The sequence below is a fragment of the Caballeronia pedi genome (genome assembly GCF_001544915.2).
Lineage (GTDB): Bacteria > Pseudomonadota > Gammaproteobacteria > Burkholderiales > Burkholderiaceae > Caballeronia > Caballeronia pedi.
Genome location: NZ_FCOE02000029.1, coordinates 14,596 through 36,032, shown reverse-complemented (window position 1 = coordinate 36,032; position 21,437 = coordinate 14,596). Strand labels below are relative to the sequence as shown.

Sequence of the window (21,437 nt, the reverse complement as noted above, 5' to 3'; positions counted from 1 at the left end):
TGAATGAAGGCTCAGTTCAGCCAGCCTTTGATGGTGTTGCACATCGCTTCGGTGGAAATACCGTAACGATCGTGCAGCGTCGGTAGCGCGCCCGCGTCGAGGAACGCGTCGGGCAGGGCGATCTGGCGGAAGGCAGGCGTGACGCCCGCGCCCAGCAGCGTGCGCGCGACGGCTTCGCCCAGTCCGCCGATCGCCGTATGGTTCTCCGCGACGACGACCATGCGGCCCGTGCGCTTCGCTTCGCGCAGGATGGTCGCGGTGTCGAGCGGCTTGATGGTCGGCACGTGAAGGACGGCGACATCGACGCTGTCTTCGCGCAGGGCCTTCGCGGCTTCGAGCGAACGCATCGTCATGATGCCGGTCGAGATCAGCAGCACGTCGTTGCCGCCGCGCAGAAGCTTGGCCTTGCCGAGTTCGAACTGATAGCCATATTCGTCGAGCACGGCGGGCACGTTGCCGCGCAACAGGCGCGCATAGACCGGTCCCTTGTGCGCGGCGATGGCCGGCACCATCTGTTCGATGTCGAGCGCGTCGCACGGATCGATCACGGTCATGTTCGGCATCGCGCGCATCAGCGCGATGTCTTCGGCGGCCTGATGACTCGGGCCGTAGCCCGTCGTGAGCCCCGGCAGCGCGGCGACGATCTTCACATCGAGATTGTCTTCCGCGATCGTCTGATGGATGAAGTCATACGCGCGGCGCGTCGCGAACACCGCATAGGTCGTGACGAACGGCTGCGCGCCTTCGTGCGCCATGCCAGCCGCCGCGCCCATCAACAGTTGCTCGGCCATGCCCATCTGGTAATAGCGCTCGGGAAAGGCCTGCGCGAAGACATGCAGGTCCGTGTATTTGCCGAGGTCGGCCGTCATGCCCACGATGTTGGTATTCGTGCGCGCCAGCTCGGCAAGCGCGTGACCGAAGGGCGCGGAACGCGTGAGCTGTCCTTCACTCGCGATCGACGCGATCATCGCGGAGGTTTTCAATCGCGTGTTCATGCGCGTCTCCCTTGTTCGAGCGCGTCGAGCGCGAGCTTCCATTCGTGCGGATCGACGCGGATGAAGTGGTTCTTCTCGCGCTCCTCCAGAAACGGCACGCCGCAGCCCATCTTGGTATCGCACACGATGATGCGCGGCTTCGCGTCCTTCAGCGTGCGCGCGGTGTCGAAGGCCTGCTTCACCGCGCCGATGTCATTGCCGTCGATGCGCTGCGTGTGCCAGCCGAACGCTTCGAGCTTGTCGACGAGCGGCTCGAACGCCATGATCTGCGTCGACGGGCCATCGGCCTGCTGATTGTTCACATCGACGATCGCGATGAGGTTGTCGAGCTTCCAGTGCGCCGCGGACATCAAGCCTTCCCAGATCGCGCCTTCGTCGAGTTCGCCGTCGGAAAAGAGCGTGTAGACGAAGGACGTCGAACCTTTGCGCTTCAGGCCGAGGCATCGTCCGACGGCGATCGTCAGGCCTTGCCCGAGCGAGCCGCCCGACATCTCCATGCCGGGCGTGTAGCTGGCCATGCCGGACATCGGCAGGCGGCTGTCGTCGCTGCCGTAGGTTTCGAGTTCGTCCGCGGGCAGCACGCCCGCTTCAAAGAGCGCCGCATACAGCGCGATCGCGTAGTGACCGTTGGAGAGCAGGAAGCGGTCGCGCGCTTCCCACTCGGGGTCTTCCGGGCGATGGTTCATCGCGCCGAAATAAGCGACCGCCAGCACGTCGGCGATATCGAGCGCCTGGCCGATATAGCCCTGACCCTGCACTTCGCCCATCAAGAGCGCGTTGCGGCGAATGCGATACGCATGCTCCGCGAGTTGCGCGATGTCGTTGTTCACGCGTTCGTCTCCATCGTTTTTATGTTGGCGCGCTGCTCAGGGTTATCCCTTGAATCGAGCACGTTGCCGGTAGATAGAAGCGTATTCGCGTGCGTCCACGCGCTCAAACGAATTAAAGTGGCGTATCGTTGAATTCAATTCACTCGAATACTGCAATGCACAATCGCGCTACGCTCAAGTCCATACAGGCCTTCGAGGCAGCCGCCCGGCTGTCGTCCTTCGCGCTTGCAGCAGACGAACTGTTCGTGACGCCCTCGGCGGTCAGCCATCAGATCAAGCTGCTGGAAGAGCAGTTGAGCGTGCGGCTGTTTCATCGCGTGCATCGCGCCGTGATCCTCACGGACAGCGGCCGGCACTATGCGGAAGAGATCGGCGCGGCGTTCGCGCGCATTGAGAAGGCGACGCGCGATATCGGCCGCGTCGCGAAGAGCGACATCCTCACCGTGCATTCGACGCCGAGCTTCGCGACGCAATGGCTGATGCCGCGCCTCGCGCGCTTCTCCGCGCAGAATCCGGACATCGATCTGCGCCTGAACGCATCGAACGATCCGGTGGACCTGACGCGCGCATCGGTCGATATCGATCTGCGCTACGGCGCGCGCAAGCTGCAGCCGGCGGGCACGCTGGTGCTCGATCTGCCGTCCGAGACCATCGTGCCGCTGTGTTCGCCGAAGCTGATGGAAGGCCCGCATCCGATCCGCGCGGTCGCGGACCTGAAGCATCACACGCTGATCCACAGTGAGAACTGCCTGGTCGGATGGCGCGACTGGATGCGCCTGCATCGAAAGACGCCGCTGGATATTTCACGCGGACCGCGCTTCGATCGCTCGTTCATGGCGATCAGCGCGGCGGCCGATGGCGTCGGCGTGTGTCTGGAAAGCCTGCTGCTCGTGCAGCGCGAACTCGATACCGGCAGGCTCATCGCGCCGTTCGGTCTGGACGGGCTGCGTGTGAATGGCTACACGCTGAATCTGCTCAAGTCGTCGGTGGACTTGCCCAAGGTGAAGAGTTTTCAGGACTGGCTGTTCGAAGAACTCGGCTGACGATGCCTTGAGGGATAAACGCTATTCGTCCGACCGAGCGGCGAGGCGATAATCAGGCATCTGAACGCATTCTTGAGCCGACATGCGCGACCGAATCGACGATGAGATCACCTTCCGCAAGCTCGAAGTCCTGCTCGCTTTCATGGAGACCGGCAATCTGGCGAAAGCGGCCGAGGCGCTGAACGTGAGCACGGTCAGCGTGCATCGCGCGCTGCACTCGCTCGAACAAGGCGTGCGATGCGCGCTGTTTCGCCATGAGGGCCGCAATCTCCGCTCGACCGAAGCAGCGCAGATGCTCGCCGATGTCGCGCAAGAGGTGATGACGCTGATGTCCGACGGCATTCGGGCGACGCGCGAAGCCGCAGGCTACTCGTCGGACCGGCTGAAGATCGGCTCGCTGTATTCGCTGACGATCAAGACGGTGCCGGGCATCGTCGTCGATATCAAGGTGCGCAGGCCGACGCTTCAGGTCGAACTGGTGCTCGGACCGAACGTCGAACTGGTCGATAAGCTCAAGCGAAGCGAAATCGACGCGGCGCTGATGGCCGTGCCCGATGCCGATCCGGAAATCGAATCCATCCCGCTGTTCGAAGACGATATTTTCTTCGCCGCGCCGGCCGGCTCGGTCTACGCGAATCAGGAAGCCGTCGATCTGCGGGACTGCCGCGACGAAACGTTCGTGTCGCTCGGCGAAGGCTTCGCGACGTATCACGGTTTCGTGGAAGCGTTTCGCGTCGCGGACTTCACGCCCAACGTGACGATGCGAACCGGCGATATCTTCTCGCTGATGAATCTGGTGAGCGGCGGCGTCGGCTATACGCTGCTGCCGGGGCGCGTGCGCGGCGTGTTCGGCGACAAGGTGCAGTTCATCCCGCTCAAGCCGCAATATCTGATGCGCCAGACGATCGGCGTCAGTTTCCTGCGCGCGCGCGAGCGCGACCCGAACCTGCTCGCGCTGATGGCGGTCTGCCGTCTGCGCACGAGAAGCGCTGGCTGACGCTTCAGCGTTCGTCGCGGGTTCGTTCGCGGTCGACGAGCGCGCCGAGATCGGGCAGCGAGGTTTCGCTGCAACTCACCGCGACGCCTTCCGCGAAGATCGAACTGGCCATCCGCGTCAGGACGTTCGCCGGCGGCATCTCGATCGCGAGGCGCGCTCCACGTTCCCACGCGAGTCGCATCGTGTCGTGCCAGCGCACCTGTCGCGCCATGTTGCTAGCCAGATCGGCGGCGATGCGCGCGCCGTCGAAAAGCGGCCGCGCGGCGCTGGCGCTCAGATAGACGATGCGCGGCGTCCGCACGTCGCCCGCGCCGAAGGCATCGGCGAGCGCGGCGGCGGGCGCATCGAGCAGGGCGCAATGCGACGGCACGGCGACATCGAGACGCTCGCAACGTTGCGCGCCGTGATCGCTTGCGAGCGCCGCGAGACGATGCATCGCGGCGTCGCTGCCCGCGACGACCATCTGTGTTTCGGTGTTGACGTTGGCGAGGAAGACATCGCCACTCACTTGCGCGATCAGCCGTTCGAGCGCTCGCTGCGTCAGGCCGACGATCGCCGTCATGCCGTAGCCGGCGGGATAGGCGCGCTCCATCGACTGGCCGCGCAAGGCGACGAGCCTGACGGCGTCGGCGTACGCGAGCGCGCCCGCGACGACGGCGGCGGGATACGCGCCGACCGAGAGTCCCGACACCATGTCGGGCTCATGGCCGTGCGCCTGCATGACGCGCGCCTGAGCGACGCCCGCGATCAACAGGCAAAGCTGCACCGCGACTGTTGAACGAAGCGAATCCGCGTCGTCGATGGACTTCACGTCGTAGCCGAGCACGTCGCTGGCTTCGTCGAGCGTGCGCGCGGCTTCTTCGTGCGGCGGCAGCGCGTGCAGCATGCCGGCGCGCTGCGAGCCCTGGCCGGGAAAGGTGAACAGCACGCTCATGATGCCGCGTCTCCCCGGCGCTTCACGCGCCCATCAGCGCCTTGGTCGCGAAGAACAGCAGCGACGGTCCGAGCAGGCAGCCGACGCCCGTATGAAACGTCGCGATCAGCGCGCCGTAGGGAACCAGCCGCCGGTCGGTGGCGGCCAGCCCCGCGCTGACGCCGCTCACCGTGCCGGCGAGGCCGCCGAAGATCATCGCGGAGCGCGGCGTCTTCAGCCCCATGAAGCCCGCCGCGATCGGCGTGCCGATCATCACGATGATCGCCTTGATGAGGCCCGTCGCGATGCTGAGCGCGATCACATCCGAGCTTGCGCCGATCGCCGCGCCCGTCACCGGACCGACGATATAGGTGACCGCGCCCGCGCCGATGGTCGTCATGCTGACCGCGTCGGTATAGCCGAACGCATGCGCGATGCTCGCGCCGACGATGAACGGCAGCACCGTCCCGAGCAGCAGCGACACCACGCCGATCAGCCCCGCCTTGCGCGCTTCGGTCGCCTGCACTTCGAACGCGGTCGCGACGATGGCGAAGTCGCGCAGCATCGCACCGCCCATCAGGCCGACGCCGGTAAAGAGCGGCAGGTCCGCGAGGCCCTTTTGTCCGCCGGTGAACGCGCCGCCGAAGTAGGCGAGCACGAGGCCGATCACGATGGCGATCGCCGAGCCGTGCACGCGCCCGAAGGTCAGCTTGCGCGAGATCAGCGACGATACCCACATGATGAGGCCCACGAGGAAGAACGCGGTGACGAGGCCGTTCTGGATCAAAATCTTGTCGAGCATATGCAGCATGACTGTCTCCTGATTCAGATTTCTTCGAGGTGGGGGGCATTCACGAACGACGTGCTGTCGCGGCCGGTGCGTGACAGCACGGCGATGCAACCCGCGCAGAGCGCAGCCGCTCCCAGCGCCGAGAGCAGCGCCACGGGGCCGCCCTTCAACGCGGCGACGACGTTCTGGTTCGCCGCCATCGCGACGACCACGGGGATGTACATCGCGCCCCAGAAGCCCACGCCTGCTTCGGTTTCCTTCGGCAGCCAGCCCTTGCCGTGCAGATAGAGGCGCAGGAAAATCAGCAGCAGCATCGCGATGCCGACGCCGCCGACATTCGTCTTCACGCCGATCGCGACGCCGAGCAAATCGCCGAGAAATAGCCCCGCGAGATGGCAGAACGCGAGCAAAGCGGTTCCGTAGATGATCATTTCGTGTCTCCTTGATTGAATTTATTGGGCTTCTGACGAGCCGGCATGAAACAGGATCAGCGCCATTGCTCCCGCAACTTGCGCCGCACCGTGACGGAAGCCGCGCGGTGCGCGCTGCCGAGCCGGCTTTCCAGACCGCGCGACGGGTCGTTGCGGATGTCGTCGAAGGCGGCTTGCAGCGCGTTTTCCACGGTGGTCTGATCGGCGCGGCTGGGGGCGTCGGCATTGCTCACGCTCAGGAGTTTCCACAGCAGCCCGAGCGACGCGTAGTTGTCGATGTCGTAGGCCATCGGCGGCACGCGCGCGGTGAACGCTTCGAGATCGGCGACCGAGCGCAGCGTGACCCGCGCCGCCGATTCCTTGCCCATCGCGTGGACCATGACCTGCGAATCGGCGAGCGCGATCAGGCGGTTGGCCTGATAGCCGTGGGCGAGAAACGCCCCCGACATCGCCCGCCCGACGATCAGCCCGATCACCGGATGGCCGGCGAGACGCGCGCTCGCATACGCATCGGCGGCGCCGGCGAGCGCCTGATGGATGCCGTACGCTTCCTCGCGCCGTCCATACGCCTGACTCGCCACGTCGATCACGGCGACGATCGCGCGTTTTTCGTCACGGTTCTTGTCGGCGGCGATGACCTCGCGCACGGCACGCGCCACTTCCCACGCCTCGACCAGCCCGACCTCGCCGCTGCGCGCGCGCGGGAACGGGTTGTCCGGATCGGGCACCACGGCGATGAAACGCGCGGGATGGTCGCCAAGACGCGCATCGGCGACCCGCACCGAGGGCGGATAGCCCGGCTGCAACGGCGCGCTGCAGGTGAGCGCGTCGAGCCAGACGGCGCCGCGCTTCGAAAGCGCTGGTGTGCTCATGACTGAAACCCCTTGCCGTAGATGGCGGTTGCGTGTTCCGGCGTGGCCTGCACGCCCGGATCGACTTCGGAAAGCCGCGTCAGGAAGCCCGCGACGCGTTCGCTGCGGCATGCTTGCGGCCGCCCAGTGCGAAAACGTTCGATGACGGCGGCGCGGATCGCATCGGCGTCGTCGGCGACGTAGTCATCGACGAGGCCCGTGCGATGCCGCTGCTCGCAGCCGGTGAAGCTCCAGATCATCGGACGGTCGCGCGAATCGAATTCCGCGATGCCCGCTTCCTGTTCGATGACCGCCGGGCCGTTGAGCCCGAGGCGCGCTTCGCGGGTGCCGATCAGATAGCTGCACAGGCCCGCCGCGATCGACATGCCGCCGTAGCAGCCGATCGGCCCCGCCGTGATGCCGATCACCGGCTGATAGCGCCGCAAGTCGACGATGCCCGCGTGAATCTCCGCGATCGCCGCGAGCCCGAGATTGGCTTCCTGAAGGCGCACGCCGCCCGTTTCGAAGAGGATCACGGCGCGTGTCGGGATGCCGTTGCGGTTGTCTTCGGCGGCGAGTTCGAGGCTGCCCGCGATCTTCGCCGCCGACACCTCGCCCATGCTGCCGCCCTGAAATCCGCCATCGATGCCGAGCACGATGGCCGGCTGTCCGTCGATCTCGCCTTTCGCGACCACCATGCCGTCGTCGGCCTGCGTGACGATGCCTTGCCGCATGAGCCACGGCGACGTGACGCGCTCGAACGGGTCGAGCAGTTCGCGAAAGGTGCTGGCGTCGAGCAGTTTCTTCGCGCGGCTGCGCGCATCCAGTTCGATGAAGCTCTGGCGTTCGAGCAGTTGCTGGGTATCCATGTTCGTCACGCTCCGCCGTTGGATTGCAGTTGTTCGAGGACTTGCCCGATACGCATCTGCACGACGCCCGGCGTCGCGCCCGAATCGTTGATTTCGAGCTTCGCGGCGGGCAGCGAGCCGTCGCCGAAGATGCGTTCGAGCACGGCGTGCCAGAGGCGGCCCTTGCCGTCGACGGACGTCGTGATGTTCACCACGGTGCGGTGCGCGGCGTTCGCTTCGAGCAGCACTTCGAGGTCGCCCGAGGCGACCACGCCGGCGAGCGCGCGGCCTTGCGCGGGCTGCCCCGCCGGAAATTCGAGGACGATGGTTTCCATATGCGTTCCTATGCCTTCGTCGTGGGAAGGGCTTCGCGTTGAAGCCGGTCGAGAAAGAGGGCGGCGGCGAGCAGGTCGGCGGCGCCGCCGGGCGAGACATGCAGTTCGACGAGACGCCGGTCGAGCGCCTTCAGTTCGCGCCGGCCCGCGAGCGCCGCCGCGCCGCCTTGTTCCAGCACGCGGCGCGCGCCGTGCTGCAGGTCGGCGAGCGCATCCGGTCCGCCGCGCGCGAGCACGCAGGTATCGTCGAGGCTCGCCATCACGGCGAGCAGCGCGTTCAGGCGCGCGGCCGTTTCGCTGTCGCCACGCGAGCGCGAGCGCGCGAGTTCCGGCAACGCGACATCCACGACATGCGGAAAGCCTGCCTGCGCCTGTCCGCGCGCGCCGCCGACGTTGTAGTCGAGACAGGCCTGTTCGCCCTTGTTGCCGGTGATCGCGGGCGCGTGGCGATCCTGCACGCGGGCGATCGAACCCGCGCGCGCGGCGACAGCCCGTGGCGCGAGATCGTCAGGATTGCGTGCGGCGGCGGTCACGAGCAGGCCGAGCGCCCAGATCGCGCCGCGATGCGTGTTCACGCCGCCGGTCGCATCGAACATGCGCGCTTCGCCGTCGCGTCCGATTGCGCCGATGCGCTCACGCAGCGCGGGCAGCGCTTGCGTTTCGATGCCCGCGCGCGCCAGTTCGACGAAGGTCGGCTGCAACGCGAGCGCCGATGCGCACATCAGTTGCCAGTCGAGATCGTGATGCGCGCCGCGACCGCGGATATCGACGAGGCCGGGTTTCGGCGCGAGCGTCACTTCGTCGATCAGCGCTTCCACCACATGCGCGCCGAAATGCGCGGCCAGATTTGGCGCGTGCGCTGCGTTGATTGCGAGGTTCGCGCGCATCACCAGCTCCGAAAGCGTGCGGGCGGTTCGTACAAGCCATCCGACCAGTCGACGATATCCGCCATGCTCTTCGCGGCGAGCAGCGACCGGCTGGCTTCGCTGCGATGGATGCCGAGGTCTTCCGGCAGCGCGACGAAGCCGTCGCGGCGCAGCGCGGCCAGTTTGCTTGCATCGCTCCTGAGGCCGATCGGCGTGACGCCCGCCACGGCCGCGATCATCTCCTTGCGATGTTCGAGCGAACGCGCCTTGTACAGATACGCGATGCCTTCCTCGGTCAGCACGTGCGTGACGTCGTCGCCGTAGATCATGACCGGCGCGAGCGGCATGCCGGATTCGCGGCCGACTTCGACCGCGTCGATCGATTCGACGATGGTCGGCTGGCCGCCCGCCTGGAACGTTTCGACCATCTGCACGACGAGCTTGCGGCCGCGCTCCAGCGGGCTGTCCGTTTGCAGCAGATCGAGCCACGCGGGGCTCGCGTGGCGGCGGCCGTGCGGATCGTGGCCCATGTTGGGCGCGCCGCCGAAGCCGGTGAGCCGGCCGTGCGTGACGGTCGACGAATTGCCTTCACCGTCCATCTGCAGCGTCGAGCCGATGAACATGTCCACCGCGTATTGCCCCGCGAGCTGGCACATGGTGCGATTGGAGCGCATCGAACCGTCGCGGCCCGTGAAGAAGATATCGGGCCGCGCCGCGACATAGGCTTCCATGCCGAGTTCGCCGCCGAAGCAGTGCACGCTCTCGACCCAGCCGGTTTCGATCGCGGGGATCAGCGTCGGATGCGGGTTCAGCGTCCAGTGGCGGCAGATCTTGCCCTTGAGGCCGAGCTTCTCGCCGTAGGTCGGCAGGATCAGTTCGATCGCCGCCGTATTGAAGCCGATGCCGTGATTGAGCGACTGCACCTGATGCCGCTCGTAGACGCCGCGAATCGCCATCATCGCCATCAGGACCTGTATCGGCGTGATGAGGCGCGGATCGCGCGTGAACAGCGGCTCGATGAAAAACGGCTTGTCCGACTGCACCACGAAGTCGATCCACGAGCCGGGGATATCGACGCGCGGCAGATCCTTCGGATCGTCGACGATCTCGTTGACCTGCGCGATCACGATGCCGTCGCGAAACGCGGCGGCTTCGACGAGCGAGGGCGTGTCCTCGGTGCTCGGACCCGTATAGAGATTGCCTTCGCGATCCGCCTTGTAGCCCGCGCACAGCACGACGTTCGGCGTCAGGTCCACATAGAGCCGCGCATACAGTTCGATGTAGGTATGGATCGCGCCGATCTCCAGGATGCCGTCCTGCAGGAACTGCGAGATGCGCAGGCTTTGCGCGCCGGCGTACGCGAAGTCGAGCTTTCTCGCGATGCCGCGCTCGAACAGATCGAGATGCTCGGCGCGGCTCACGCTCGGAATGATGAGATGCAGGTCGTGGACGATGTCCGGATCGACCTGCGCGAGCGAACGCGACAGAAAATCCGCCTGCTTCTGGTTGTTGCCCTCGACGACCACGCGGTCGCCCGGCGCGACGAGCGCCTGCAGGACTTCGACGATGCGCTCGCCGGGCAGCACCATGCCATCCGCGATCGATGCAACCCGCGCGAGCCGGCGATGCTTCTCCGCGCGGCGCGTGGCCCAGCGGGACGGGGACTGACTTTGACTGGACATGTGGACTCTCGCTCAGGACTTGAGGCGAGTCTAGGGAGCGGCAAAGGTGTGTTCAATCACCCTGAGGATGCGTTCGTTATCCGCAGGTTAATGATCGGTGGTGCAATGCGGCGTGCGCCGCGCGGGGCGGGGCAGAGCGGCCGGCTGCGCGGGGTGAGGGTTTTCCCGCGCGCGCGGTTTTCGGCGTCTCAGGTCGGCGCGAACACCACGGCGCCGAGGTCGGAGAACTGCGTGAAGCTGCGGAAGAACCGGTACGTCTGATCGCCGACCGTCATCCGGTTCAACCCTGCCTGGGTCAGTACGAGCAGTTCCTCGGCGACCGCCGTCGGGATGGTTCCGTGGCCGGTCAGTTTCGCGTCCTCATCGCCCGGATTGCCGATGTAGACCGAACATTCCCCGGTGCCGCGACGCACCATGACCACGCACGTGCCCTTTTCCAGCGAAACTTCCAGCAGCGCGGCCAGCGTCTGCAATGACGATTCAGAAGCGATGCTCATCGCACGGTCTCCGTCCAGGAATTGAGGTCCAGCACCGAAAGCTTACTCCTGCGGCATGTAGTTTCACTATCCAGTCGACAAGAAGTGATCTGCAATGCTGAACGATGTCCACCGACGGCGCAACGTCGACACGAACGCTCTATACTTCCTGAAACGTACGTTTTCCCAGCCGACCGGAGAATCGATGTGAGAACGAAACTGGCAAGCCTTGCTGTGTCATTCTTCCTGGGCGCCGTGGCGACTTCCGTTGCCCCGCTTTCCTACGCTCAGGATACCGGCTCGACCGCAACCGACGCTACGCAAGCCGCGCCGGCGACGAAGGCGGAGAAAAAAGCCGCGCGAAAACAGGCGCGCGCAAAGAAGAACGCCGAACTGAAGAAACTCGAGGATGCCGGCTACAACCCGGGCCGGGCGAACGATCCCAACTATCCGCAGAATTTGCAGGACGCGCAGAAGAAGGCGGGAATCGGGGCGGGCGCCAGCCAGTAGCGTTCGCATCCCGCATGATCGTTCGGGAGCGACATGGAGCGCTTGCGCGTTCAACCGCGGCACCTGCGCCGTCGGGCGAAGCCGCTCGCTCCGCCGATTTATCTGACGGTTAGCCTGTGGATGTCGGAGGTTTCCACGTCTGCCGTCGCGGGAGGCGCGGGGGACCGTTCGCGTCCTCATCGGTCGGAATCTTGCGGAGCATGCGATCGAGTCTCGCCGGCGATTCCGCGCGCATCGAAGCGGCCAGCGCGCGCGCTGACTTCGCCGGGGACGATTTCACCAGCCTGTTAAAATTCCCCGCGCTGCCCACTTCACGAAGTCCTCCAGCACGGCAAACGCGCCGCTCCATCCTCGGGGCCGCGCTGCGTGCGTTCACCATCGGCATCGAACATGAACAAGCCCGTCACCGGGAATGACGCGCCGCGCATCGCGGCCCCCGAGTCGCGTATCGAATGGACGCGCGAGATGCTCGCGGGCATCGTCACCAGTCTCGCCCTGATTCCCGAAGTCATCTCCTTCGCATTCGTCTCCGGCGTGGAGCCGCGCTCGGCGCTGTTCGCATCGGTGGTGCTGCTGGTCGTGACGTCGCTGTTCGGCGGGCGGCCGGCGATGGTCACCGCGGCGGCCGGTTCGGTCGCGCTCGTCGTCGGACCCATGGCGCATGCGCACGGCGCGGGCTATATCCTGCCCGCCGTGCTGCTCGCCGCGCTCGTCCAGGTTGCGTTCGGTCTGCTGGGCCTCGCGCGCATCGTGCGTTTCATTCCGCGCTCGGTGATGCTCGGCTTCGTCAACGCGCTCGGCATACTGATTTTCTGGGCGCAGATACCGCATCTCGTCGGCCAGCCGCCCACCGTGTACGTGCTCTTCGCGCTCACGCTGGCGATCGTGCTGATCGGGCCGCGCGTGACGCGCGCGGTGCCTGCGCCGCTGGTCGCCATCATCGTGACGACGCTGATCGCGGTGGGCCTGCACTGGGCCGTGCCGACCGTCGGCGGCGACCGTCCGATGCCGTCGGATCTGCCCGGTCTCACCGCGTGGACCGTGCCGTTCGATTTATCGACGCTGCAGATCGTCTGGAAGACGGCCGTTTCCATCGCATTCGTCGGCTTGCTCGAAAGCCTGCTCACGGCCAAGCTGGTCGACGAGATGACCGAAACCCGCTCGCGCAAGTCGCGCGAGTCGTGGGCCCTGGGGCTGGCCAATCTCGGCGCGGGTGCGTTCGGCGGCATCGCCGGCTGCGCGATGATCGGGCAGACCGTGGTGAACGTGAGCATCGGCGGCGCGCGCACGCGTTTATCCACGCTCGCGGCGGCGGCGACCCTGCTGCTGCTCATCACCGGACTCAGCCAGGTGATGGCGCATATCCCGATGATCGCGCTCGCGGGCGTGATGATGGTCGTCGCCGTGAAAACGGTGGACTGGCACAGCCTGCATCCGGCAACGCTGCGCCGCATGCCCTGGATGGAAACGTCGGTGATGCTGCTCTCGGTCGCGCTGACGGTGTACACGGGCAATCTGGCGGTCGGCGTGGTGGGCGGCGTGCTGCTGGCGACGGTGTTGTTCGCGCGGCGCGTGGCGCACGTGATCCGCACGGTGCGCACGGTCTCCGACGATGGCCAGAGCGTGCGCTACGACGTGCACGGGCCGCTTTTCTTCGGCAGCAGCAACGATCTGGTCGAGCGGTTCGAATACGCGATCGACCCGGCCACGGTGAGCATCGACTTCACGCAGTCGCAGATATGGGACGCGTCGACGGTCGCCGCGCTCGACTCGATCCAGCTCAAGTATCGAAAGCACGGCGTCGACGTGACGATGGTCGGTCTCGACGAGCGCAGCCGTGCGTTTCACGCCCGGTTGAGCGGCAGGCTGAACGTGGGGTGACGTTCTGATTGTTCTCATTTCGCGAAATACGAAATGCGCCAGGAAGGGATTCCACTCAACCCAATGCGTCCATAAACTGGTTTCCCGCGACCCGGTCCGATTCAACGGGCGAGTCGTCATCATGGAGATCGGCATCGAACATGGACAAACTGCAGGCTATGGCGACGTACGTGACGGTCGTCGAAACGGAAGGTTTCTCCTCGGCGGCACGCAAACTCCAGGTCTCGACGTCCGTGATCAGCCGCCTCGTCAACGAGCTCGAGGAGCATCTCGGCGTGCGCCTTCTGAACCGCACGACACGCATCGTTCGAACCACGGACGCAGGCGCCGCTTTTTTCGATGAATGCCGCCGCGTGCTTGCGACCGTAGAGGCCGCGGAACTGGCCGCCTCCGGCGCGCGTACGTCGCCGCGCGGCCAGTTGACGGTGACTGCCCCCATCGTTCTGGGAAACGCACATGTGACGCCAATCGTGCAGGAGTATCTCGCGAGGTATCCGGATGTCAGCGCAAGCTGCTGGTTTCTGGACCGCACCGTGAATCTGGTGGATGAAGGCGTCGATGTTGCGATTCGCATCGGCAACTTGCCGAATTCCTCACTTCAGGCAATTGCTGTAGGCAAGGTGCGAAGCCTGCTTTGCGCATCGCCCGACTATCTGGAGGCACGCGGCGAGCCGCAGAATCCGGACGATCTCGCGTCACACGTGACGATTCAATCGTTGCCTTCGACGCCATCGCCCGAGTGGCGTTTTCGCGGCGACGCGAAGTCGAGTACCGTGCCGATTCAACCCCGCCTCATCACGACGACCAACGACTCGGCGATGTCGGCCGCGCTCTCGGGGCTGGGCATCGTGTGCTTGCTGTCCTGCCAGATCGCATCCGCGCTGGCGGAAGGAAAGCTTCGGGTCGTGCTTCCGGAACACGAGCTGGCCACGCTTCCCATTCACGTGGTGCATCGCGAGGGCAAGCACGTCAATCAGAAGGTGCGCGTGTTCGTCGACCTCGCGGTCGAAACCTTGAGGGCGAACAAGGCGCTGTGGTACGCATAGCCGTCGCCTACGCGTTTCGGTTGCGTTCAGAACTCAAAAATTCAGCTGCGGAGACAACCTTCGCGTAACCGAAACTCAACGCCGCCATGAAAGCGGCATGCACCTGAACGGCCGGGACACTCACGCCCCTGAACTCGAGCGCATGGGTGGCGCAGGCATCGTGAATCACGGTGGTCTCGAAGCCGAAGTCGTCTGACGCGCGCGTGACGGCGTCGATGCACATATGGCTCATAGCTCCGATGGCCACGACTTCCCTGATTCCCTGAGCATCGAGAATTTCGCGAAGATCCGTCTCGCGAAAAGGGTTCATGTGGTGTTTCACGATTACCCGCTCGCCGGGCAGAGCCGTTGCCTTCTTGTGCAGCTGGGCGCCGTCAGTATCGGGCAGGAAGAAAGCCGCGTCCTTGGCGAGACTCTCATGTCGGATATGGACGATGAGATCGCCGTGCGCTCTGAAAGACTCGATGACGGCATGCGCATTATCGGCCGCGGCTTCAACGCCATCGAGTATCCACTTCCCTCCGGGAAAGTAATCGTTCTGAATATCTACTACGACCAGTGCTCGCTTCGTCATGTTCGTTTCACCTCGGAATTGAATAGGGACTAGGCCCGAAGGCGGGCCTGGCTCGCGTAGCAGCGCTCGTTGCGTTCTGCAAGATGGCGGCTACGTCGCCACAGGCAAAATGCTGCCCGATCAGTGCGACCGATGGAATCCGCGAATGGCAGAAAGCACTGTTCGCGCAACGAGATCAGTGCCCGCCTTTCTCGTTTCGCGAAAGATCCTTTCGTGCTGGCCTTGTTTCTCACATTCCCTTGACGACCCATACTTGGCTCCATCCATCCGATAACGCAAAGGAACACACCATGTCATTCGCAACCAAAGCCAAACGACTCGCAGCAGCGGCTGCATTGCTCGCGGCAATCCCCGTCCTCGCCGCGACAGCCGGCGAAAAGCCCGATCTCTATGCCGACAACTCGAAGATCGTGCCGGTGACCGAATTGAAGTTCTATCAGAACAAGGAAGGTCTGACCATCGCAAACGGCTGGGGCGATCCGGCGGCGAGTGCTCATAGCAACTACATCAAGATGGCTGGCGGCACTGCCAGCGGCGTTCACACGCACACCTACTCCTACTACGGTGTCGTCATTGCCGGCGTGGTCGCCAACGAAGCGCCTGGCTCGAAGCAGGATCATCCGCTTGCCGCCGGCTCGTACTGGTATCAGAAGGGTGGTGAACAACACGTCACGAAATGCATCTCGCAGACCGAGTGCATCTTCTTCGTCACGTCCAAAGGCCCTTTCGATTATCTGCCGGCGAAGTGAGCCTTGGCTCTCACGGCATGATTTGACGGTTCCAATAAGATTCGGATTCCTATCGTGATAAGAGATTCCATGACTACCAATGCTATCGATTCCGGCGGCGTGGAAGCGCCTCGATACAAGCTCGTTCGTTGCGAAGGGACGTTCGCTGCGGTTCCGAAGTCGTCGCTGGGACAGACGCCTGGTCCAGACGGCTACCGGCTCGAAAACATCAAGCCCGGCATATTCTGGATCAGTGCCGGCGGATACGATGCGATGTTCATCGTCACGGGACAAGGGGTTATCGTGGCCGACGCGCCGCCCGCGTTGCGTGACGCCCTGCTGCCCGCCATCGCGTCGGTCACGACCGAACCGGTCACGCATGTGATCTACAGCCACACGCACTTCGACCATATCGGCGCTGCGGATATTTTTCCGCGGAACGCGATCCGGATCGCGCATCGAAGCACGGCAGACAAGTTGCGCGAATATGGCGACGCGCGGCGCCCCGTGCCGACCGTCACCTTCGACGACGAATATGTGCTGGAACTCGGAACCACCCGGCTCGAGCTTCGTTACCACGGAAACATCCATCAGCCCGGCAACATCTTCATCTACGAGCCGAATCGAAAGGTTCTCATGCTCGTCGATGTGGTGTTTCCAGGGTGGGTGCCGTTCAGACATCTGGCGGTCGCCAACGATGTTCACGAATACCTGCACGCGCACGACACGCTGCTCTCCTACGACTTCGATGTGATCGTCTGCGGCCACCTCACACGCTACGGCACGCGGGCGGACGTCGAAGCGCAGCGGGAATATGTGTACCAGTTGCGCGCGGTTTCTCGCAAGGCATTGGCATCGGTTCGCATCGAAGACATCGCGGCGCGAACGGGGACGGAGAACGTATGGGCGCTGATGGACGGATATCTCGAAGAGGCGATCAAGGAGGCGACCAACGAAATGCTCTCGACTCCAACGTCCGACGGACGACTCTGGACCGAGCGGCTCGGAGGCGCGGACGTATGGACGCCGCATCATGCGTTTTCGATGATTCAGGCGCTGCGAATCGAAAACCCGGACTGAAGATCCTCTAACGCCGTAGTCAATATCGGAAAGCAAATCGTGGAATCAGCAGAACCTGAAACGTCCAAGAGCGGCTCGCGCCGCTTCGCGTTGAGCAGAAACACTCTCGCATTGGCCGCAATATGTCTCACGTCGTTGATGTTCGGTCTCGAGATATCGAGCGTGCCGGTGACGCTGCCGGTCCTTCAGCGCATCTTCGACAGCAGCTTCGAGGACATGCAATGGATCGTGAACGCGTACACGCTGGCCGTCACGTCCATCCTGATGGCTACCGGTGCGCTCGTGGACCGGTTTGGAAGAAGAATCGTATTCCTTATCAGTCTTGCCATGTTCGGATTCACTTCGCTGCTCTGCGGCCTGGCTCAGGACGTTCCCACGTTGATCGTCGGTCGAGCGCTGCAAGGTGCGAGCGGCGGGGCGATGCTGATCAGCCAGGTCGCTGTGCTATCGAATCAGTTCGCGCCGGGTCGCGAACGTGCCAGGGCGTTCAGCGCATGGGGCGTCCTGCTCGGCATCGGGCTCGGCTTCGGGCCGACGATCGGCGGCGCGCTCGTCGATCGGATGGGTTGGGAATGGGTTTTCCTGATCCACGCGCTTCTCGCGGCGCCGACATTCCTGCTCCTGTGGTTCGGCGTGGAGAAATCGCGCCATGGCGCCGCACGGGCGCTGGATATTCCCGGCATCATCACGCTTTCACTCTGCGTATTCGGGCTTGTGTTCGCCATCACGCGAGGCCCCGAAAAAGGCTTCACGAGCGCATACACGCTGTCGATCATCGCGGGGTCGGCGTTGGCCTTCGCCGCTTTCATCCGGGCCGAGCGAACGAGCAAACAACCCGCGTTCGATTTTTCGGTCTTCGGATCGCCACGATTTTCCGGCGCGCTGATGGGCTCGATCGGCATGAACTTCAGCTTCTGGCCGTTCATGATCTACATTCCGATCTACTTTCAGGTCGGGCTCGGCTACGATCCCATGACCACCGGTCTGGCGCTTCTTGCCTATACCGTGCCGACCTTGATTTTTCCGCCGCTCGGTGAGCGTCTCGTCGTGCGCTTCGGGCCGGCTGTCGCAATCCCGGCTGGCCTGTTTACCATCGGGCTCGGCTTCCTCCTGATGAAGCTCGGAAGCGTCGCGGCGCATCCGAGTGCGCTGACGATGCTGCCCGGATGCCTGTTCGCAGGGGCAGGCCTCGGTCTGACGAATACGCTCGTCACGAACACGACGACGGGCGCCGTCCCGGCCGAGCGCGCTGGCATGGCGTCGGGCATCGACATGACGGCGCGAATGCTCACCCTCGCGGTGAATATCGCGTTGATGGGCGCCATCCTGATGGCTGGTATCCTGAGCCAGCTAAGAGCGCATCTGCCCGCGATCATCGATGCAACCTTGCTGCGCCGGCTCGCCGAGCGAGTTGTCGCGGGCGACCTCGATGCGTCTCGCGACGGCATCGCCACCCTGCATGCGCTCGACCCGTCGGGAGCCGTCCTGCGCGCCGCATTAACGCATGGGTTCGGCTGGACGATGATGTACGGGGGCATCGGTGCCTGGCTGCTGGGAGGTCTGAGCCTTCTGATATTTCGTCGTCGATGAGACGGTGGCAAGAGACTTGCTCATACAGGCTCCAACTCCATCCGCGTTCAGGCTCTTCATGCCCCGACCGTCGTTTTCCACGCAGCTCTTCGCGCTCTGGGTGCTCGTCGCCGTCTTGTGCGGCCTGCTTACGGCCGCCGTGTGGCTGATGCTTTCGTCCGCGCTCGGCGAGCGCGTCACGGCGGCGAAGCATCAGGCGGCGGCGGCCTGCACGGCGATCGCATCGCGCTACGATCTGTCGATGCAGCGCCCCGGCGAAACCAACGTCGATCTCATGCACGCGGTGCTCGATCTCGTGCTGATTCGCACCGAGGGCATCGAAGGCGGTTTCTGGAACGACGCGCCGAACGGCTTCCTCGCGTACGCGTTTCCCACCTACGAAGGCAGCGGCGTCAAGCGCGACATCCCCGAGGCCGAGACGCCGCTCATTCTTCGCACGCTGAAGAACGCCGCGAGTGCGGGCCAGATGCAGGTCGATGTCGTTTCGAGCGGCGCGGATGCCGTGATCGCCGTAGCCTGTCCGGTGCCGCGCCACGCGGGCCTGCAGGCGTGGATGCTCACGCGCGCGCGGCCGCCGCTCGGCCCGTACGGCGAGCGCGCCGCGACCATTCTGGCGGGCGTGCTCGCGATCATCGTCGTGCTGGCGTTGTTTCTGGCCCTGGCGCTCAGACGCTGGAGACGCAACCTCGCCCGGCTGGAACAGGCGCTCGCGCCCGCTGGCGGATTCGAGCAGGGCAGGCGGCTCGAACGGCTCGGCGAGCGCGATCTCGACCAGATCGTCGATGCACTCAATCGCTATGTCGAGCGCACCGAGCGCCTGCGGCGCGAAGCGAACGCGCTGAGCACGCAACTGGCGCAGGCCGAACGCTTCGGTGCGCTCGGCAAGATGGCGGCCCAGATCGCGCACGAGATCCGCAATCCCGCGGGCGCGATGCGCCTGAAGGCGGAAAACGCGCTCGCCGGCGACGGCGCGCGCCGCGAAGCCGCGCTCAGAACGATCATCGAGCAGGTGGGGCGCATCGAGGCGCAGGTGACGAGCCTGCTCGCGCTCACCCAGCCAGTGACCGTGAACGCGCGCGCCGTCGATCTGCACGCGTGGCTCGGCGATATCGTACATACGCATGAAGCGAGCGCCGAAAGCCGCGCGATATCGCTGCGCGCGGACATCGAAGCCGGCGCGATGCAACCCGTCTTCGATCCCGCGCAACTGGCGCGCGCGCTCGACAACCTGATCGTGAACGCGCTGCGCCATGCGCCGCCAGGCGGCCACGTGACAGTGCGCGCGAGCAGCGCACAATGCGCAGACGGCGAACGCCTCAGACTGGAAGTGACCGACGATGGCCCCGGCGTGAGCGCGGCCGAGCGCGAGCGTATTTTCGAGCCGTTCGTGACGGGACGCCCGGATGGCTCCGGGCTGGGCCTGGCCGTGGTGCGGGAGATCGCTTCGGCGCATGGCGGCCGCGCGTATCTCGCGGAGGATTCGAACCTGACCTGCTTCGTGATCGACTTGCCATGGCGACCATACTGATCATCGACGACGACGACGCCTTTCGCGAAGGTCTCGCCGAAACCGTGCAGGACCTCGGCCACACGCCGCTCGAAGCGCGTTCGGGCGAAGCGGCCTTCGAACGCCTGCGCGAGCGGCAAGCGCCCGACTGCATCTTTCTCGACTTCCGTTTGCCGGGCACGGATGGTCTGGCGGTGCTCGAATCGCTGCGCGGCGCGCACGGCCTGCAACGCGTGCCGGTCGTGATGCTCACCGCGCACGCGACGAGCGACAACACCATCGGCGCGATGCGGCTCGGTGCGTTCGAGCATCTGACCAAACCGGTCGGCCGCGACGAGATCGCCGCGCTGCTCGAACGCATGCTGGCGGCGCATCCCGATGCGCCCGACGCCGCGACGCCCGCCTTCGCGGATGAAACGGCCTCGCGCGAGCCGCAACTGCTCGGCGTGAGCGAAGCCATGCGCGACGTGCAAAAGCGTCTGGGCCGCGCGGCGGGAACCCACTCGACGGTGCTCATCACCGGCGAGACGGGCACCGGCAAGGAAGTGGCGGCGCACGTGCTGCACCGGGCGTCGGCGCGCTCGAGTGGGCCGTTCGTCGCCGTGAACTGCGCGGCGATTCCGGAGGATCTGCTCGAAAGCGAGCTGTTCGGTCACGGCAAGGGCGCGTTCACTGGCGCGCATGCGGAGCGGCGCGGGCGCTTCGAGGAGGCGCACGGCGGCACGCTCTTTCTCGATGAAATCGGCGACATGCCGCTCGCCATGCAGGCCAAGCTGCTGCGTGTGCTTCAGGAGCGGCAGGTCACGCCGCTTGGCACGAACCGGCCGGTCGCCGTCGATGTACGCATCGTGGCCGCCACGCACCGCGATCTCCCTGCAATGGTCGCGCAGGGCGCGTTCCGGCGCGATCTGCTGTACCGGCTCGACGTGATCCCGCTGCACTTGCCGCCCCTGCGTGAGCGCGTGGCCGATATCCTGCCGCTCGCGGAACATTTCCTGTCGATGCTCGCGGGATCGCCCGATGCGTCGCGCAAACGTCTTTCCGCCGATGCGCAGCGCATGCTCGTCACCTTCGCGTGGCCCGGCAACGTGCGCGAGCTGGCGAACGCGATCGAGCGGGCGAGCGCGCTCGCGCCGGGTGCGCTGCTCACGCGCGACGACTTCGCCTTTCTCTTCGACACGGCCGCGAGCGCCACCATCGACGCAATCCCTGCCGGCCTTGCCGAGCTTTCACTCGACGACGCACTCGCCCAGCTCGAACGCACGCTGATCGCACGCGCGCTCGCGCTCACCGACGGCAATCGCGCCGAGGCGGCGCGCAGGCTCGGCATCAGCCGTCAATCGCTTTACACGCGTCTCGCGAACCTCGGCATGTCCGATGCGTGAGCGGGTGTCGGGAAACCGGACAGCACGCGTCCGCTTTCCCGACACTGCACGGCGCTTCGCCACGCCGATCCATTGGGCC

At 65.1% G+C, this 21,437-nt stretch carries 23 protein-coding genes; 11 read left to right on the top strand and 12 right to left on the bottom strand.

All coding sequences use genetic code 11. The annotated features are described in order from the left end of the window. Positions 1 to 11: 11 nt before the first annotated feature. Positions 12 to 995 carry a transketolase family protein gene (locus AWB80_RS30685; RefSeq protein WP_061178455.1) on the bottom strand — a complete coding sequence of 328 codons (984 nt, stop codon included), beginning with the start codon at positions 993 to 995 and terminating at the stop codon, positions 12 to 14. Further along, positions 992 to 1,762, bottom strand: coding sequence for a transketolase (locus tag AWB80_RS30680; protein WP_244206824.1), 771 nt, complete (start codon positions 1,760 to 1,762; stop codon positions 992 to 994). Before AWB80_RS30680 ends, AWB80_RS30685 begins: the two co-directional genes overlap by 4 nt. Before the next feature lie 218 nt (positions 1,763 to 1,980). Between AWB80_RS30680 and gcvA the strand changes: the two genes are divergently transcribed. Together gcvA and AWB80_RS30670 are read left to right on the top strand one after the other, a co-directional pair. Then, positions 1,981 to 2,868, top strand: coding sequence for a transcriptional regulator GcvA (gene gcvA, locus AWB80_RS30675; RefSeq protein WP_061178453.1), 888 nt, complete (start codon positions 1,981 to 1,983; stop codon positions 2,866 to 2,868). Between the two features lie 82 nt (positions 2,869 to 2,950). Further along, positions 2,951 to 3,865, top strand: coding sequence for a LysR family transcriptional regulator (locus AWB80_RS30670; protein WP_061178452.1), 915 nt, complete (start codon positions 2,951 to 2,953; stop codon positions 3,863 to 3,865). 4 nt (positions 3,866 to 3,869) lie between these two features. Here AWB80_RS30670 and mdcH read toward each other — a convergent pair whose 3' ends face one another. The 9 genes from mdcH to AWB80_RS30625 form a co-directional block, all read right to left on the bottom strand. Continuing rightward, positions 3,870 to 4,799 (bottom strand): malonate decarboxylase subunit epsilon, encoded by a 930-nt coding sequence (gene mdcH, locus AWB80_RS30665; protein ID WP_061178451.1) that lies wholly within the window; start codon positions 4,797 to 4,799, stop codon positions 3,870 to 3,872. A gap of 22 nt (positions 4,800 to 4,821) precedes the next feature. Then, complete coding sequence (gene madM, locus AWB80_RS30660) at positions 4,822 to 5,589, bottom strand: malonate transporter subunit MadM (protein WP_061178450.1); 768 nt, start codon at positions 5,587 to 5,589, stop codon at positions 4,822 to 4,824. Between the two features lie 14 nt (positions 5,590 to 5,603). Next, complete coding sequence (madL, locus tag AWB80_RS30655; RefSeq protein ID WP_061178449.1) at positions 5,604 to 5,999, bottom strand: malonate transporter subunit MadL; 396 nt, start codon at positions 5,997 to 5,999, stop codon at positions 5,604 to 5,606. 56 nt (positions 6,000 to 6,055) lie between these two features. Next, positions 6,056 to 6,871 carry a biotin-independent malonate decarboxylase subunit gamma gene (gene mdcE, locus AWB80_RS30650; RefSeq protein ID WP_061178448.1) on the bottom strand — a complete coding sequence of 272 codons (816 nt, stop codon included), beginning with the start codon at positions 6,869 to 6,871 and terminating at the stop codon, positions 6,056 to 6,058. After that, on the bottom strand, positions 6,868 to 7,719 hold the full coding sequence (locus AWB80_RS30645; RefSeq protein ID WP_061178511.1) for a biotin-independent malonate decarboxylase subunit beta: 852 nt from the start codon (positions 7,717 to 7,719) through the stop codon (positions 6,868 to 6,870). Before AWB80_RS30645 ends, mdcE begins: the two co-directional genes overlap by 4 nt. A gap of 5 nt (positions 7,720 to 7,724) precedes the next feature. Next, the gene (locus tag AWB80_RS30640) at positions 7,725 to 8,033 is read right to left on the bottom strand and encodes a malonate decarboxylase subunit delta (RefSeq protein ID WP_061178447.1); all 309 of its coding nucleotides are present in this window, start codon (positions 8,031 to 8,033) and stop codon (positions 7,725 to 7,727) included. A gap of 8 nt (positions 8,034 to 8,041) precedes the next feature. Next, complete coding sequence (locus AWB80_RS30635; protein WP_061178446.1) at positions 8,042 to 8,920, bottom strand: triphosphoribosyl-dephospho-CoA synthase; 879 nt, start codon at positions 8,918 to 8,920, stop codon at positions 8,042 to 8,044. Continuing rightward, complete coding sequence (gene mdcA, locus AWB80_RS30630; protein ID WP_061178445.1) at positions 8,920 to 10,581, bottom strand: malonate decarboxylase subunit alpha; 1,662 nt, start codon at positions 10,579 to 10,581, stop codon at positions 8,920 to 8,922. Before mdcA ends, AWB80_RS30635 begins: the two co-directional genes overlap by 1 nt. Before the next feature lie 188 nt (positions 10,582 to 10,769). Beyond that, the gene (locus AWB80_RS30625) at positions 10,770 to 11,078 is read right to left on the bottom strand and encodes a hypothetical protein (RefSeq protein WP_061178444.1); all 309 of its coding nucleotides are present in this window, start codon (positions 11,076 to 11,078) and stop codon (positions 10,770 to 10,772) included. A 180-nt stretch (positions 11,079 to 11,258) separates the two neighbouring features. On the opposite strand from AWB80_RS30625, the gene AWB80_RS30620 reads away from it, so the two are divergent. The 4 genes from AWB80_RS30620 to AWB80_RS30610 all read left to right on the top strand — a co-directional run bounded on the left by AWB80_RS30620 (position 11,259) and on the right by AWB80_RS30610 (position 14,494). Beyond that, on the top strand, positions 11,259 to 11,567 hold the full coding sequence (locus AWB80_RS30620; protein WP_061178510.1) for a DUF4148 domain-containing protein: 309 nt from the start codon (positions 11,259 to 11,261) through the stop codon (positions 11,565 to 11,567). 200 nt (positions 11,568 to 11,767) lie between these two features. Beyond that, positions 11,768 to 11,983 carry a hypothetical protein gene (locus AWB80_RS43555; protein WP_143328165.1) on the top strand — a complete coding sequence of 72 codons (216 nt, stop codon included), beginning with the start codon at positions 11,768 to 11,770 and terminating at the stop codon, positions 11,981 to 11,983. Further along, positions 11,958 to 13,448, top strand: a complete 1,491-nt coding sequence (locus tag AWB80_RS30615) for a SulP family inorganic anion transporter (RefSeq protein ID WP_061178443.1) — start codon at positions 11,958 to 11,960, stop codon at positions 13,446 to 13,448. Before AWB80_RS43555 ends, AWB80_RS30615 begins: the two co-directional genes overlap by 26 nt. A gap of 140 nt (positions 13,449 to 13,588) precedes the next feature. Next, positions 13,589 to 14,494, top strand: a complete 906-nt coding sequence (locus AWB80_RS30610) for a LysR family transcriptional regulator (RefSeq protein ID WP_061178442.1) — start codon at positions 13,589 to 13,591, stop codon at positions 14,492 to 14,494. 7 nt (positions 14,495 to 14,501) lie between these two features. On the opposite strand, the gene AWB80_RS30605 is transcribed toward AWB80_RS30610, so the two are convergent. Next, positions 14,502 to 15,068, bottom strand: a complete 567-nt coding sequence (locus tag AWB80_RS30605) for a cysteine hydrolase family protein (protein WP_061178441.1) — start codon at positions 15,066 to 15,068, stop codon at positions 14,502 to 14,504. Between the two features lie 290 nt (positions 15,069 to 15,358). On the opposite strand from AWB80_RS30605, the gene AWB80_RS30600 reads away from it, so the two are divergent. From AWB80_RS30600 to AWB80_RS30580, 5 genes are all read left to right on the top strand, one after another. After that, on the top strand, positions 15,359 to 15,817 hold the full coding sequence (locus AWB80_RS30600; RefSeq protein WP_061178440.1) for a DUF4437 domain-containing protein: 459 nt from the start codon (positions 15,359 to 15,361) through the stop codon (positions 15,815 to 15,817). Positions 15,818 to 15,886: 69 nt separating this feature from the next. Continuing rightward, positions 15,887 to 16,876 (top strand): MBL fold metallo-hydrolase, encoded by a 990-nt coding sequence (locus AWB80_RS30595; protein WP_061178439.1) that lies wholly within the window; start codon positions 15,887 to 15,889, stop codon positions 16,874 to 16,876. A gap of 39 nt (positions 16,877 to 16,915) precedes the next feature. Continuing rightward, positions 16,916 to 18,466 carry an MFS transporter gene (locus AWB80_RS30590; protein ID WP_061178438.1) on the top strand — a complete coding sequence of 517 codons (1,551 nt, stop codon included), beginning with the start codon at positions 16,916 to 16,918 and terminating at the stop codon, positions 18,464 to 18,466. Between the two features lie 58 nt (positions 18,467 to 18,524). Continuing rightward, positions 18,525 to 19,994 (top strand): sensor histidine kinase, encoded by a 1,470-nt coding sequence (locus AWB80_RS30585; RefSeq protein WP_061178437.1) that lies wholly within the window; start codon positions 18,525 to 18,527, stop codon positions 19,992 to 19,994. Further along, positions 19,979 to 21,358, top strand: coding sequence for a sigma-54-dependent transcriptional regulator (locus tag AWB80_RS30580; protein ID WP_061178436.1), 1,380 nt, complete (start codon positions 19,979 to 19,981; stop codon positions 21,356 to 21,358). Before AWB80_RS30585 ends, AWB80_RS30580 begins: the two co-directional genes overlap by 16 nt. Positions 21,359 to 21,437: the final 79 nt, after the last annotated feature.